10 protein-coding genes are annotated in these 14,231 nt (G+C 69.7%); 5 read left to right on the top strand and 5 right to left on the bottom strand.

The window, feature by feature from the left end:
• Positions 1 to 63: 63 nt before the first annotated feature.
• From OV208_RS16500 to OV208_RS16485, 4 genes are all read right to left on the bottom strand, one after another.
• Entirely contained in the window at positions 64 to 1,908 is a 1,845-nt protein-coding gene (locus tag OV208_RS16500) for an acyl-CoA dehydrogenase (RefSeq protein ID WP_267574787.1), read from the bottom strand.
• 177 nt (positions 1,909 to 2,085) lie between these two features.
• Entirely contained in the window at positions 2,086 to 2,781 is a 696-nt protein-coding gene (locus OV208_RS16495; protein WP_267574786.1) for a MaoC family dehydratase, read from the bottom strand.
• The gene (locus tag OV208_RS16490; protein ID WP_120537878.1) at positions 2,781 to 3,230 is read right to left on the bottom strand and encodes a MaoC family dehydratase N-terminal domain-containing protein; all 450 of its coding nucleotides are present in this window, start codon (positions 3,228 to 3,230) and stop codon (positions 2,781 to 2,783) included. Before OV208_RS16490 ends, OV208_RS16495 begins: the two co-directional genes overlap by 1 nt.
• Positions 3,231 to 3,250: 20 nt before the next feature.
• The gene (locus OV208_RS16485; RefSeq protein WP_120541382.1) at positions 3,251 to 4,252 is read right to left on the bottom strand and encodes a dihydrodipicolinate reductase; all 1,002 of its coding nucleotides are present in this window, start codon (positions 4,250 to 4,252) and stop codon (positions 3,251 to 3,253) included.
• A gap of 246 nt (positions 4,253 to 4,498) precedes the next feature.
• On the opposite strand from OV208_RS16485, the gene OV208_RS16480 reads away from it, so the two are divergent.
• Positions 4,499 to 5,620, top strand: coding sequence for an HD domain-containing phosphohydrolase (locus OV208_RS16480; RefSeq protein WP_267574785.1), 1,122 nt, complete (start codon positions 4,499 to 4,501; stop codon positions 5,618 to 5,620).
• Between the two features lie 11 nt (positions 5,621 to 5,631).
• Here the strand turns inward: OV208_RS16480 and OV208_RS16475 are convergent, their stop codons facing one another.
• Entirely contained in the window at positions 5,632 to 7,842 is a 2,211-nt protein-coding gene (locus OV208_RS16475) for a peptidylprolyl isomerase (protein WP_267574784.1), read from the bottom strand.
• A gap of 59 nt (positions 7,843 to 7,901) precedes the next feature.
• Here OV208_RS16475 and OV208_RS16470 point away from each other — a divergent pair, with 59 nt between their 5' ends.
• The 4 genes from OV208_RS16470 to OV208_RS16455 all read left to right on the top strand — a co-directional run bounded on the left by OV208_RS16470 (position 7,902) and on the right by OV208_RS16455 (position 14,228).
• Positions 7,902 to 8,891, top strand: a complete 990-nt coding sequence (locus OV208_RS16470; protein WP_267574783.1) for a hypothetical protein — start codon at positions 7,902 to 7,904, stop codon at positions 8,889 to 8,891.
• Between the two features lie 75 nt (positions 8,892 to 8,966).
• Positions 8,967 to 9,902 carry an AAA family ATPase gene (locus OV208_RS16465; RefSeq protein ID WP_267574782.1) on the top strand — a complete coding sequence of 312 codons (936 nt, stop codon included), beginning with the start codon at positions 8,967 to 8,969 and terminating at the stop codon, positions 9,900 to 9,902.
• A complete protein-coding gene (locus OV208_RS16460; protein WP_267574781.1) occupies positions 9,899 to 11,227 on the top strand; it encodes a DUF58 domain-containing protein in 1,329 nt (442 codons plus the stop codon). The genes OV208_RS16465 and OV208_RS16460 overlap by 4 nt, the downstream gene beginning before the upstream one ends.
• A gap of 253 nt (positions 11,228 to 11,480) precedes the next feature.
• Positions 11,481 to 14,228 carry an SNF2-related protein gene (locus OV208_RS16455; protein WP_267574780.1) on the top strand — a complete coding sequence of 916 codons (2,748 nt, stop codon included), beginning with the start codon at positions 11,481 to 11,483 and terminating at the stop codon, positions 14,226 to 14,228.
• The last annotated feature ends 3 nt before the right edge of the window (positions 14,229 to 14,231 follow it).

Genomic DNA, 14,231 nt, shown 5'->3' with positions numbered 1-14,231 from the left:
AAAGGCCCCCCGGCACGGATGCCGGAGGGCCTTTTCACTTTTCAGCGCGAGGCGCGGTGTGGACTAGACGGACGCGAACGCCGCGTCGGTGATGTCCATCGGGGACGTGTCCTCGGTGGCGATGAGGCGCGCGGCGTACTCCACGTTGGGCAGCACGTTGCGCGCGTACCAGAGGGCGCTGAACTTCTTGCCGTCGTAGAACGCCTTGTCCGGGTGATCCGCGGCCACGGAGGCGGACGCCTTCTCCGCGATGACGGCCGCGTCCAGCAGCAGCCAGCCCACGGCCACTTCCGACATCATGTTGAGGAAGCGGTTGGCGGACAGCGGGATGAGCGGGAAGCGGCCCTGGTCCTGCGACCAGCCGAACAGCGCCATCGCGCTGGACATCAGGCCTTCCTGCGCGCCGGCCAGCGTCTTCACGGCCTCGCCCAGCACGGGGTGCTCGCGGTGCGCCTCGACGAAGCTGCCGACATCGCCCATGAACTGCTGGAAGTGCGCGCCACCGGCCTGGCCCATCTTGCGGCCGACCAGGTCCATGGCCTGGATGTGGTTGGTGCCCTCGTAGATGGAGAAGATCTTCGAGTCGCGCGTGTACTGCTCCACCGGGTAGTCCTGGATGTAGCCGGCGCCGCCGTACACCTGGATGGCCTGCGCGCACAGGCGGAAGGCCTGGTCGGAGCCGTAGGACTTCACCAGCGGCGTCAGCACCTCCACCTGGCCCTTGTGGTAGCTGGCCGCGTCGTCGTCCTTGCCGGCCAGCTGCCGCGCCTTGTCCAGGTGCATGGCCAGCTTGATGATCAGCGAACGGATGCCCTCCACGTGCGCCTTGATCTCCAGCAACATGCGGCGGACGTCCGGGTGCTCGATGATGGCGGCGCGGGGCGCGGACGGGTCCTTCCACTTGGTGAAGTGGGAGCCCTGCTTGCGGTCCTTCGCGTAGTCGAGCGCGTTGTAGTACGCGGCCGACGCGAGGCTCACGCCCTGGATGCCCACGGCGATGCGCGCGCCGTTCATCATCTTGAACATCTGGCTCATGCCGACGTGCTCAACCGTACCGACGAGTTCGCCCAGACACGCGTCGTTCTCACCGAAGTTGAGGACACAGGTGGCCGAACCGTTGATGCCCATCTTGTGCTCGATGGACGCCACGGTGACGTCGTTGGACTTGCCCGCGGAGCCGTCCTCGTTGATGTGCAGCTTGGGGACGATGAACAGCGACAGGCCCTTGGTGCCGGCCGGAGCGCCATCCACGCGCGCGAGCACCAGGTGGATGATGTTGCCGGCCATGTCGTGGTCGCCGCCGGAGATGAAGATCTTCGTGCCCCGGATGCTGTACGTGCCGTCGCCGTTTCGGCGCGCGGTGGACTTGGCCGCGCCCACGTCGGAGCCGGCGTGCGGCTCGGTGAGGCACATGGTGCCGCCCCACGTTCCGTTGAGCATGCGCTCCACGAACTGCTTCTGCTGCGCGGGCGTGCCGCACTCGGCGATGACTTCCGCCGCGCCGAACGCCAGGCCCGGGTACATGTTGAAGGCGGAGTTGGCGCCGGAGAGGATCTCCTCCACCGTCACCTGGAGCATCATCGGCGCGCCCTGGCCGCCGTGCTCCGGGCTCACGCCCACCGTCTTGAAGCCCTGCTCGTAGAGCTTCACCCACGCGTCCTTGAAGCCCGTGGGCGTGAAGACGGCGCCGTTCTCCACCCGGCAGCCCTCGCGGTCGCCCACCGAGTTGAGGGGCCCCAGCACCTCGCGCGCGAAGAGGTACGTCGCATCGAGCACCGCCTTCGCCTCGTCCGAACCCCAGGCGTCGAAGGGTGCCTGACCCGCGATCTGGCCGAAGCCGAACTGCTCGAACAGCGTGAAGAAGATCTCTCGAAGGTCGGTCTTGTAGGTGTTGATGCCGGCGGACATGGCCACTCCTGCGTGGGGGCTCGCTGCCCCCTCCCGTTTGGCGGGAAGGGGTCAACGGCCCATCTAACGACAGGAAGTGTGGCGTCGGCTGATTTTTGAGTCAACCCTGAATGACACCCCGCGTTGAGCAGCGGTCGAAGCCGCCCTTCTCGAACGCGGGACCTGCGCTGTAAACGCCTACTTCTTGGCCTTCTTCGCGGCCGGGAGGGAGGCCGTCTTGGCGGCGGGCTTCTCCCGGGGGGCGGTCTTCTTGGACGAGGCGCCAGTCCGGGGCTCGTCTGAGTCCTCGTCCTCGTCGGCCTCCTCCTCGGGGGCGGAGGGCACACTGGGAGAGGAGGCAGCCTCCGAGGTCGCGGCCTGGGGGGCCTGGACGACCAGGCTCTCGCGAGGCACTTCCACCACGATGGGGGACTGGCCGGAGCGCTGCCGGTTCTCGTCCTCCAGGGAGTAGAAGAGCTGGATCTGCGAGCCGCCCTTCATGACGAGCTCGCCCTTCTGGTTCTCCGCCCAGAGGTCGATTTCGACGAAGTACCGGCCACCGGAGCCGTGGCGGTCGCTCACCCTGCCCTTGCAGACCACGGTGTCGCCCGGCCACACCATCTTGATGAAGCGGACGTTGTAGCGCCGCAGCTGGCCGCCGCGCGCCCAGTCGCTGATGAGCTGGCCGAGCATGCCCATGACGAGCATGCCCGGGGCATAGACGGACGGCATGCCCACGCTCTTGGCGTACAGCTCGTCCACGTGGACGGGGTTGTAGTCGCCAGAGGCGCCTGCGTACCGGGACAACTGCACGCGATCCACCGGGGCCTTGGCCAGCGCCGGAAGCTCGTCACCGACGCGGATGGATTCGAAGTAGAGCTTGCGCGCGGGCATCAAACGTTCTCCTTGGCGGCCCGGACGACGAGCGTGCGACGGGCGCGGAAGACGAGGTTGCCCTCCTCGTCACGGCCTTCGTCCTCGATGACCGCGATGTCCATCTTCCCGGACATGTTGGGTCGCTCGAAGACATCCGAGACACGGGTGGACACGTAGATGCGGTCCCCCGCGAAGATGGGCCGCTCGTAGTCAAACCCCTGTTCCGCGTGCAGCAGGCTCTTGATGCCCACCCCCAGCAGCTCCCTCAGGTCCGCGGCGGAATGGAACGACGCGGGAAACGTGGGCGGCGCGACGATGGTGGGGTAGCCCGACGCTCGAGCGTACTCCTCGTCGTAGTAGATGGGATTGTAGTCGCCGATCGCCTCGGCGAAGCGCCGGATGGCGCCCTTCTCCACCTCGTTGAGCGTCGGCGGCGAGGCGCGGCCAATCGCATTCTTGTCCAGCATTTCCCTCTCCTGATGAGTCTTCAGCGTCCTGCCGGAAGCTCGAGCACCGTCAGGAGCCCTGCTTCCGCGGCCGTCAATCGTGGCGCGGCATTCACCAGCGCGTTCGCGGTGGCCCGGTCGCCCGCCACTCCCCCCGGGATTTCCAGCACCAGTCTGGGGTCCGCGTCGATTTCGATGCGGTCCCTTGGATCTTCCGCCCCCACCGCGATGGTCAGCTCCAGGCGCACCCGCTCCTGACCCTCCTCCAAACCCACCACGGACTGGAACATGCCCGCGACGCGGCCTTTCTTCACCACAAATGCGCCGCCGGTGATGTCCTCCTCGGCGAACACGGGCGCGACCTCCTCCTCGAAGTCGTCGCAGTCCAGGCCCAGGCCCAGCGCCGCCAGCGCCGCGGATTCAACCAGGCCCACGTGGCCCAGCTCCTCGCGGTCCACCAGGTCGAAGAACTCCTCCTCCGTCAGGCCGGCGCCCACCTTGCGCTGGAGGGCTTCACGCCGCGTGCGCGCGTCCACCACCCGGCTCACCGTCGCCTTGCGCACCGGGCCGCACACCTGCCCCGCCGTGGCCACCAGCCGATCCAACACGAAGCCCGGGTTCACGCCGGTGCCCACGATGGCGACGCCCGCCTTCTGCGCCGCGCGCTCCAGCTTCTCCGCCAGCTCCGGGTACTTGAGGTACGGGAACGCCAGCTCCTCGCAGGTGCTCGCCACCGGGAGGCCCAGCTTCAAGGCCTCCATCAACTGGTCCATCACCTGCGCGAGCCGCGAGCTGGTGGCGTGCAGCACCACCACGCCCTTGCGGCGTCCCACCGCGCGCTCCAGCGATTCGGAGATCTTGAAGCGCGGTCCTGCCTGCCCCAGCACGTCGCCCAGCGGGCGTCCCACCAGCGTGGGCTGCGGATCCACCGCTCCGATGAGTTCCACTTCCTGGGAGGAAAGAGCCGCCTTGGCAATCTCCTGCCCGATGAACCCCAGCCCCATCACCACGACCGGCACTGGCCCATCAGGGGCTTTAGCCATCGGAAATTGCTCCCGAATTCCAAGGGGTTACAAGCACTTACGGCGGGTAGGAATGCACCATAGAACACGCTTCCGCAGGCAGGCAAGCGTGACGTGGAGTCCGGCGACCACGGGTTTCAGGGAATCTTCAAGAATTCCGGCACTTTACCGACACTGGAAAGCTTGGGGGGGCCTGTCTGCCTGCCTTCGAACTCGCTATAAGACTTTGAGAATAACGCAGTCCACTCGCTCGGAGCGTACGGACCCATGGCTCGAATCCTCGTGGTGGACGACGACGTGCTGATCCTCGCCGCGCTGTCCCGAATCCTCCATGCGGAAGGTTACGAGGTCGTGACGCACAGCGATCCGGTGCTGGCGGCGCGCGAGCAGGGCTTCGACGTGGTGCTGACGGACTTCATGATGCCGTACCTCAACGGCATCGAGCTGCTGTCGGCGCTCCGGGAGAAGAATCCACGGGCGGTGCGGCTGATGTTGACCGCGGCGGCGGACTTCAAGACGGCGTCGGAGGCGGTGAACCGGGGCGAGGTGTTCCGCCTGCTGGGCAAGCCGTGGGCGTTGAGCGAGCTGACGAGCAGCGTGCGGCAGGCCGTGGAGCACCGCCGGCTGGTGGAGGCCAACGAGCGGCTGACGCGCGAGGTGGCGGACAAGAACGAGGAGCTGCTGGAGATCAACCAGGACCTGGAGCGCCGGGTCATCGAGCGCACCGCGGGCTTGCTGGACGGACTCATCAGCGCGCTGGACTACCGGGACACGGAGACGCAGTGGCATTCGCGGCGCGTGTCGCTGTACGCGCGGCGGCTGGCGCAGGAGATCGGCCTCACCGGACCGGCGCTGGACGTGGTGGAACAGGGCGCGCTGTTGCATGACATCGGGAAGATTGGCGTTCGTGACTCCATCCTGCTCAAGCCCGGCCCGCTGACGCCGGACGAGTGGGTGGAGATGAAGCAGCACCCGGAGTTCGGCTACCGGATGCTGGCGAAGATGCCCTACCTGCACGAGGCGGCGCTCATCGTCCTGCAGCACCAGGAGCGCTGGGACGGCAAGGGCTACCCGTTGGGGCTCAAGGGCGAGGACATCGTCGTGGGCGCGCGCATCTTCTGTCTCGTGGATACGCTGGACGCCATCACCTCCGACCGTCCCTACCGTAAGGGCCGCCCCATGAGCGTGGCGCGCGACGAGGTGCGCCGCTGCGCCGGCACCCAGTTCGATCCGGCGCTCGCGGAGGCCTTCCTCAACCTGCCGGAGACGGAGTGGGCCCGCATCCGCCGCGAGGTGGAGGTGATGGAGGATGCGGAGAACCGCCGCTGGAACAGCGGGAAGCTCAACGCCCAGGGCGAGACGGAGCCCGCGCGCGCCAGCGGGGCCTGACGTCCGGGCTGCTACGGGACGCGGGTGCCGACGATGACGTCGTCGATGACCGTGCCCTCCAGCAGCGCATCGACGGTGTCCATGCCGGCGACGACCTCGCCGAACACCGTGTAGCGACCGTCCAGGTGCGGCTGCGGCGCGTGGGTGAAGAAGAACTGGCTGCCGCCGGTGTCCTTGCCCGACAGCGCCATGCCCACGACACCGCGCGTGTACGGCCTGCGCGTCATCTCACAGCGGATGGAGTGTCCCGGGCCGCCCTCCCCGTCTCCGCGCGGATCTCCGCCCTGCGCGACGAAGTCCGGCACCACGCGATGGAAGGTGATGCCCCGGAAGTAGCCCTGCTTCGCGAGCGCCACCAGGTTGCCTCCCGTGAGCGGCGCGTCGCGCTCCAGGAGGACGGTGATGTCCCCCTTGCGCGTGCGCAGCGTGAGCGTCGTGCCTGGCGGAGCGGGTGGCGGCCGGTAGGTGTCCGGAGGCAGTTCCACGCGGGCGGAGCGCACCGGGGCGCCCGTCAATGCCGTGAGGGATTCGGCGGCGACGCGGCGCACGTTCGCGTGCGGATGGTTGAGCCACTCGCGCAGGCGGGGCTCGGCCGCCCTTCCCTGCAACGCTACGAGCGCGCCCGCCACCGACTCCGCGAGGTCCGGCTCCCGGGGCACCCGCGCCGCCAGGGCCTCCACCGCGGGCAGCGCTTCGGTGTCGTGCAGCTTGCCCGCCGTGGACGCGGCGAGCCCCGCGACCACCGCGTCGTCTCCCGCGATGAGGGCTCGCACCGGCGCTTTCGCTTCCGGCACCGGACGCTCGGACAGCGCATCCAACGCCGCACCGCGCACCAGGGGACTGGCGTGGCCCAACAGCGGCACCGCGAAGACCGCTCCGGACGTCTGGGCGCTGTTGTTCGGCGGCGACAAAGTACCGGACGACACAGGGGCAGCGTTGTTCGGCGGCGACGAAGCAGCGGACACAGGGGCCCCGTTGATCAGCGGCGATAACGTAGCCAGCACCGGGGTGAACTTCGCCACCTCGTGCAGCCCCAGGGACAGCCGCCGGGGTTCGGACACGCGGCCAAAGCCGCACCCTTGCACCTGCTTCAGTTCGCCGGTCTGCCGGTCCATCGCCGCCGCGACCCGGCAGTCCAGCCACGCGAGATCCGCGTGTATCTCCTCGGACGTGGCGACCCGGTCAGCCTCCGCCAGCGCGAGCCGCAGGCGGATCCACAGGGGCTGACCGCTGGTCGGCAGTCCTTGCTGTGTCACCGCCAGCAGCGGGTGCCCCCATGCCGCGTTCCCCATGCCCACCTGCTTCACCTGGGACTCGAGCCGGGCCAGTGCACCCAGCGGAGGACACCGGGGTCCCTCATCGGCCTGGCACTTCACCGCCCACTTCGCCAGGGCCCGTGCCGCCTCCGCCGCCACGCGGGGCGCCGCATCCGAGAGCAATGGCGCCAGCACCAGGACATCCGCGACTCCACCCACGTCTCCCAGGCTCTTCGCACAGAGGGCCCGCACGTCCGGATCCGCATCACCCACACAACCGCTCAGCGCGGGCACCGCCTCCGGGCGCTTCGCCGTCGCCAGCAGATAGGCCCCGCCGTAGCGCACGGCCTGGGGACGCGCGGACTCCGTCAGCGCCACCATCGTCGCCAGGGGGACCTGTGCCACCAGCGGCGCCCCGGCCTTGCGCGCCGCCACGCCCAGGGCCTTCGCCGCGGACCCGGCCCACGCACCGTCGGGCGGAGACAAGCGCGCCGTCAGCACCTCCACCGCGCCGGGCGTGGCCAGTTTTCCCAGCGACTCCAGCAGCGTGGTCCGCACCGTGGGCTCGGACTCGGTGGACTCAGCCTTCGTCAGCGCTTCGGTCAGCGACGTCCGGACATCTTCCGGCAGGGGCTCCCACGACAACGCCAGCTCCCCCGCCGCGAAGGCCGCTTCGTCACGCACCGTCGCGTCCGGGGCCGTCAGCCCGGCCCGCACCGCGTCCAGCGTCGTCACGTCCTGGATGCGTCCCAGTGCACGCAGGGCCCGGCCGCGAACCACCGGGTCCGGGGCCGCCGTGGCGAGCCGCACGAGATCGCCTCCTCCCAGCGAGCGGCGATCCTCCCAGTCCGCGATCCGCTCCAGGACCGGGTCTGGACGCCCTCCCACGTCGGGCGGTGGCACCGCGCGCACACACGCGGTCAACAGGAGGAGGCCAGTGGACACGGCGGCGGGCAGACGGGCCATGTCCGGAGGGGGTAGGTCAATTTCCCGCGAAAATCCAGGGGTTATGGCGCTGAACGGGTTTGACAGCCGCTCGCGAGGGCCGGGAAGATGCCGGGCCGTTCCCCCCTCCCGGAGCACCGGCCCTGAACTGCCCAGGCTGCAAGAGCAAGGTCGCGGACGACACCGCGATCTGCCCCGAATGCGACTACATCATCGACAAGTCCTTCCTCGCGGGTTCCGAGGAAGAGTCCGGGGGTGACGAGAGCACCGGGGTCGGGCCGCAGCCCAAGGCGCGTCCCTCCGCGCCGGTGCCGCGCGCACGTCCCGCACCGACCCGTTCCAAGCCGAGCACCCGGGCCGCGGCCCCGCCGAGCGATGACTCCACCAACGTGCGGAGCATGGACGACATCGCCAAGGAGCGCGCGCAGCGTCCCCCCACCAAGAGCACGCCCGCCGCGAAGCCCGCCCCCTCGCGCAGCACGGCCGCCCGCCGCGCGGCGGCCCCCGTGGCCCGCGACGAGGACGACCTGGATTCCGACGCGGACGGTGGCGCGCCGGAGCCCTGGGCCCGTGACAGCAGCCGCGACGGCTTCCGTTCGCCCATCGAGGACCCCGAGGTCCTGCTGGCCGACGCGCGCAACTTCCTGTTCGAGCTGGAGGGCGCGGATCGCATCGCCTTCTGGGGCGCGGCGCTGGTGGTGCTCTCCTGCTTCATGCCGTGGAAGGAGACGGCCGCGGACGGAGACTTCCTGGGCCTCATCAGCCTGGGCTTCATCTCGTTCCTCTTCGCCGTCTCGACGATGGTGTTCGTCGGCATCCGCGTGCGCAACGTCATGGCCTGGGTGAATCCCATGCTGCCGTGGGGCGCGCAGACCGCGAGCAGCGTCGTCTGCCTCGTCTGGTCGCTCATCTTCCTGAAGATCTCCTCGGACACCAACCTGGTGCCGTCGCCGCTCGGCAACTCGGAGATGATGATCTCCTCACCGAGCATCGGCTGTTTCCTGGGCATCCTCGGCGCGGTGGTGGCGCTGCTCGGAAGCCTGATGGGACTGCGTCGCCCGCAGGAGTAGCCGCCAGTCCGGGTCCCGGCGGCGAGGATTTCGCTGCCGTGCCGGCCGGGAGGCGGGCTACCGTCGCCGGCCACCATGTCCGACGCCACGCCCCTCTCCCGCCTCCTCGATGCGCTGGGCTCGGCCGTCGTGGGCCAGCCCCGCGTCCTGGCCGACCTGGTGACGGCCTTCCTCGCCCGGGGCCACGTGCTGCTGGAGGGTGTCCCTGGCGTCGCCAAGACGCTCACCGCGCGCAGCATGGCCGGCGCCCTGGGGCTGTCCTTCTCCCGCGTGCAGTTCACGCCGGACCTGATGCCCGCGGACATCCTGGGCACCAACATCTTCCAGCCCCAGTCCCAGTCCTTCCGCCTGATGAAGGGCCCCGTCTTCACGGAGGTGCTGGTCGCGGATGAGATCAACCGCACCCCGCCCAAGACGCAGGCGGCGCTGCTGGAGGCCATGGAGGAGCGGCAGGTCACCATCGACGGGGTCACCCACCCGCTGCCGCCGCACTTCTTCGTCGTCGCCACGCAGAACCCGCTGGAGCTGGAGGGCACCTATCCCCTCCCCGAAGCCCAGCTCGATCGCTTCCTCATGCGCGTGCGCGTGGGCTATCCGGACGCGGACTCGGAGACGTCACTGCTGCGCGCCTACCACCAGCGCGAGGGCAAGCCGCCCGGTGTCTCCCGCGTGCTGGATGCGGCCACGCTGACGGAGTTGCAGGACCGCGCGGCCCGCGTCGCGTGCGACGACTCCATCCTCCAGTATGTCGTGCAGTTGGTGCGCGACACCCGGGCCCACCCGCGCGTGCGACTGGGCGCGAGCCCCCGCGCGGCGCAGGCCCTGCTCGCGGCGTCCAAGGCGCACGCGGCGCTCAAGGGCACCGACTTCGTCACGCCGGATGACGTGAAGGCCGTGGCCTCCAGCGTCCTCAACCACCGCCTGCTGCTCAAGGCGGAGGCGGAGGTGGAGGGCGTCACCACGGACGACGTCCTCCGGCAGATGCTCGAACGGGTGCGAGTGCCCCGGTGAGCGTCGGGCGTCCCGTCCCCACCGGCCTCGCCGTCGCGCTGTTCGCCGGGGCGCTCGTGCCCGCGGCGCTCGCGGTGGCGAGCCCCGCCTTCGGGTGGCTGGCGCTCGCGGTGGACGTGGCCGTCCTCCTCTTGTGCGCGGTGGACTTCGTTCGCGCGCCGCGCGCCGCTGACATCGAAGCGCACCGGGAGGTAGAGCCCATCCTCTCCTCCGGCGTGGACAACCCCGTGCGCTGGGTGCTGCACGCACGCACCGACAGCGCCATGCGCGGAGAGCTGCGCGACGAGCCGCCCCTGGACGTGGAGAGCCACGGCCACCGGCAGCCCTTCTTTCTGGAAGCCGGAGCACCGCCCACGCGCCTCATGTACCGCGTGCGTCCTCCCTCCCGGGGAGATGCGCACTTCGGGGACGTGCACCTGCGCCTGTTGGGGCCCCTGGGCCTGTGCTCGCGGCAGGTGCGCCTGCCCGCGTCCCGCGACGTGAAGGTGTATCCAGACCTGAGCGCCCTCTCGCGCGAAGCGCTCACGCTGGCGCGAGCAGCGGAGGCCGTGTCCGCGCGCACGCAGCGCCGCAAGGCCATGGAAGGCCGCGAGTTCGAATCCCTGCGCGAGTACCGCCCCGGCGACGACTTCCGCCACATCGACTGGAAGTCCTCCGCGCGCCACGGCCACACGCTGGTGCGCACGTGGCAGCCGGAGCGTCACCAGCCGGTGTTGCTGCTCCTGGACTGCGGCCGTCACATGGCGGGCCGGGTGCAGGGACGAAGGAAGCTGGACCACGCGGTGGACGCGGCGCTGCGGCTCGCGCGCGTGAGCCTGGACGCGGGCGACGTGGTGGGCGTCGTGGCCTTCGCCAGCGACGTGCGCTCCTTCCTGCCCCCGCGCAAGGGCGCCGAACACCTGCGCCTCATCACTGAATCCCTCTACCGCGCCGAGGCTGGCCTGGAGGAGAGCGACTACGGCCGCGCGTTCGACTTCGCCTTCGCGCGCCAGACGCGCCGCGCGCTGGTGGTGCTCTTCACCGACCTGGTGGATCCGGACGCGTCCGCCACGCTCCTCACGCGCACGCTGGCCCTCAGGCCCCGGCACCTGCCCGTCGTCGCGTCGCTCCTGGACGAGGACCTGGAGGCCGCCGCCACCGACGTGCCCGGCGACGCGACCGCCGCCTACGCGCGTCAGGCCGCCCAGCGCATGGAGGCCGAATACCGCCGCACCGCCACCACGCTGCGCGACGCCGGAGCCCTGGTGGTGCGCGCGCCGGCACGCGCTTTCGGGGCCGCGGCGCTCAACATGTACCTGGACGTGAAGGCGCGCGGACAGCTCTGAAACACGCGCGGGTTCGTGGAGCGCGCCAGACGCATTCGTCAAGACCTTTGGACATGCGTCGGAACATTTCACCGCACGCATGAGGGCACGCGAAAACACTCCGCCGAACAGCGTGCTTGCCAATCGCGCGGAGGCCGAGTTTTCGGCCTCGCGGAGGACCCCCTTTACAGATGCGGATCGCTCAAGAGAATGGCGCGCCTCAAACGTCCGCGCACGTGCGCGAGCGCTTCAAACCACGGATGGGAGGCGGGACTTGGCGGAGGTCGCGAGGGGTTTGAGGGTGCAGGTGGAGGCGGACGCCGCGGCGGTCGCCGCCCGCGCAGCCGACGAACTGGTGGCGGCGGCGCTGACGCCCTTCCATGAGCGGCTGCTGGCGGAGGAGCTGCTCGCGCGCAGCGGTGACACGCAGCAGCGGCTGGCCAACGCCCTGTCCGAAGCGAAGGTGGACCTGAACCCCCACCAGGTCGAAGCCGCGATGTTCGCGATGGACGCCCTGTCGCGCGGCGGCTGCATGCTCGCGGACGAGGTGGGCCTGGGGAAGACCATCGAGGCGGGCCTCGTCGTGGCCCAGCTCATGGCCGAGGGCAAGAACCGCATCCTCATCCTGGCGCCCGCGGTGCTGCGCGCGCAGTGGAATGCCGAACTGCGCGAGAAGTTCGACCTGGACAGCGTGCTGGTGGACGGCCGCAACGTGCGCGCCCACAACAACTGCTTCGACCAGCCCTTCCCCGTCATCTGCTCGCACCCGTTCGCCGCCAACCGGGTGGCCCTGCTGGCGGAGATTCCCTGGGACCTGGTCATCATCGACGAGGCCCACCGGCTGCGGAACGCACACCGGCCCAACAACAAGATGGGGCAGGCGCTGCGCGCGGGACTCGCGGGCCGGCCCAAGCTGCTGCTCACCGCCACGCCGCTCCAGAACAACCTGATGGAGCTGTTCGGACTGATGTCGCTGCTGGACGAGCAGATTCTCGGGCCCGAGCACGCCTTCCGCAGCCGCTACCGCGCGGACGAGGGCGGCGGCATGACGGAGGCCGCCGCCTGCGAACTCAAGGAGCGGCTGGCCCCGGTGGTGCAACGCACGCTGCGCCGTCAGGTGCGCGAGTACGTGCGCTACACCAACCGGCGCAGCATCGTGGAGGACTTCAACCCGTCCCCCGAGGAGCACGACCTCTACGAGAAGGTCAGCGAGTACCTCCAGCGCTCCGAAGTCGCCGCCATCGAGCCGGGCAAGAAGACGCTGCTGACGCTGTGCTACCGGAAGCTCCTGGCCTCCTCCACGTTCGCCATCGCGCCCACGCTGCGCAAGCTGTCGGAGAACCTCCAGAAGCGCCTGGAAGCGGCGCGCCTGGGCCAGCAGGCCCTGGCGCTCTTCGAGCCGGAAGAGGCCAAGCAGTTCGTGGAGGAAGGCGAGGAGTGGTCCGACGACCCCGCCAAGGCCCCCGCGGTGCGCACGCTGGAGCAGGAGGTCTGGGAGCTGCGGCAGTACGCGGACCTCGCGGACTCCATCCGGATCAACGCCAAGGGTGAGGCGCTCAAGCGCGCGTTGGATCGCACCTTCGCGGTGATGCGCACGCACAGCTGGCCGGAGAAGGCGCTCATCTTCACCGAGTCCAAGCGCACGCAGCAGTACCTGTTCAACCTGCTGTCGGAGCACGGCTACCAGGACAAGATCTCGCTCTTGTCCGGGGACTCGGGCAGCTCGCCCGAGGAGCGCCGGGCCCTGGTGGACGACTTCCGCAACCGCACGCAGATCCTCATCTGCACGGAAGCCGGCGCGGAAGGCCTGAACCTCCAGTTCTGCAACCTGGTCGTGAACTACGACCTGCCGTGGAACCCGCAGCGCGTGGAGCAGAGAATTGGCCGCTGCCACCGCTACGGCCAGCAGCGCGACGTGCTGGTGGTGAACTTCCTCAACCGGCAGAACGCGGCGGATGCGCGCCTGTTCGAGCTGCTGGAGAAGAAGCTCAACCTCTTCGACGGCGTCTTCGGCGCGTCGGATGAAATCCTGGGCGCGCTGGAGAGCGGCGTCGACTTCGAGCGGCGCGTGCTGGACATCTACCAGTCCTGCCGCAGCCCGGCCGACATCAACATCGCCTTCGACAAGCTGCGCGAGGAGCTGGAAGGCGCCATCACCCAGCGCATGACGGAGATGAAGTCCGTGGTGCTGGAGCGCTTCGACGGCGACGTGCGCCGCCGGCTGCGCGTGGCCGGCGACCAGGCCAAGGAGGTCGTGGCCCGCCGCCAGCAGGAAGCGCGCGCCCTCACCGGCTCCGTGCTGGGCAGCCGCACCTCCGGCCGGCTCCAGGTGGCCAAGGCCGCCTATGCCGTGCGCGACCGCACCCAGGACGCGGTCAGCTACCTGCAACTGGACGCGGCGAGCCTGCCGTCCCGGCTGGCGCGGCTGGCCGGCTGCGAGGGCTGGTGGTTCGCCTACAAGTTCGAGATCACCGGCCTCAAGCCTGAAGAGAAGCTGGTGCACCTGGTGCTGGTGAAGGACCGGGACGGCGGCTTCCGGGCCCTGCCGCTGACGGACGGGGTCCACTTCACGAAGCTCGAAGCCAAGGAAGAGAAGCGCCGGCAGCCCGCCCCGGTGTCCGTGCAGCTCATGCAAGAGCAGTCGCTGATGACGGCCAAGGATGAACTCATCCGGGCCGCCGAGCGCCGCAATGCCCTGGAGCTGGACAAGGCCCGCGAGCGCGCGGACCGCTACGTCGAGGACTGCCTGATGGAGTCGCGCGAGGTGGTGGAGGCCGCGCGGCAGACGTGGATCGACGCGCGCAAGGAAGTCGCGGGCGTGGACGACACCGCGGAGCGCGCGAAGGCGCGGGCGCACTCGGACCGGATGGAGCGCGAGTACCGCCGCAAGCTGGCGTCGCTGCGCAACGAGGAGGAGAAGCGCTACGCAGCCAAGGACCGCCAGATGGCGGAGCTGGCCCAGAAGGGGCGCGTGACGGAGAAGCGCACCCTCATCGCCTCCGCGTACTTCTGGCTGTCCTGACGT

The organism is Corallococcus sp. bb12-1 (assembly GCF_026626765.1).
In the GTDB taxonomy this organism is placed as follows: domain Bacteria; phylum Myxococcota; class Myxococcia; order Myxococcales; family Myxococcaceae; genus Corallococcus; species Corallococcus terminator.
This window is presented reverse-complemented; position numbering and strand designations above follow the sequence as displayed.

Excerpts from the sequence above, each read along its gene's own strand:
- OV208_RS16465 (WP_267574782.1), top strand. The coding sequence starts at position 8,967 with ATGTCCGACGCCACGCCCCTCTCCCGCCTCCTCGATGCGCTGGGCTCG.
- OV208_RS16500 (WP_267574787.1), bottom strand. The coding sequence starts at position 1,908 with ATGTCCGCCGGCATCAACACCTACAAGACCGACCTTCGAGAGATCTTC.
- OV208_RS16480 (WP_267574785.1), top strand. The coding sequence starts at position 4,499 with ATGGCTCGAATCCTCGTGGTGGACGACGACGTGCTGATCCTCGCCGCG.
- OV208_RS16485 (WP_120541382.1), bottom strand. The coding sequence starts at position 4,252 with ATGGCTAAAGCCCCTGATGGGCCAGTGCCGGTCGTGGTGATGGGGCTG.
- OV208_RS16495 (WP_267574786.1), bottom strand. The coding sequence starts at position 2,781 with ATGCCCGCGCGCAAGCTCTACTTCGAATCCATCCGCGTCGGTGACGAG.
- OV208_RS16490 (WP_120537878.1), bottom strand. The coding sequence starts at position 3,230 with ATGCTGGACAAGAATGCGATTGGCCGCGCCTCGCCGCCGACGCTCAAC.
- OV208_RS16475 (WP_267574784.1), bottom strand. The coding sequence starts at position 7,842 with ATGGCCCGTCTGCCCGCCGCCGTGTCCACTGGCCTCCTCCTGTTGACC.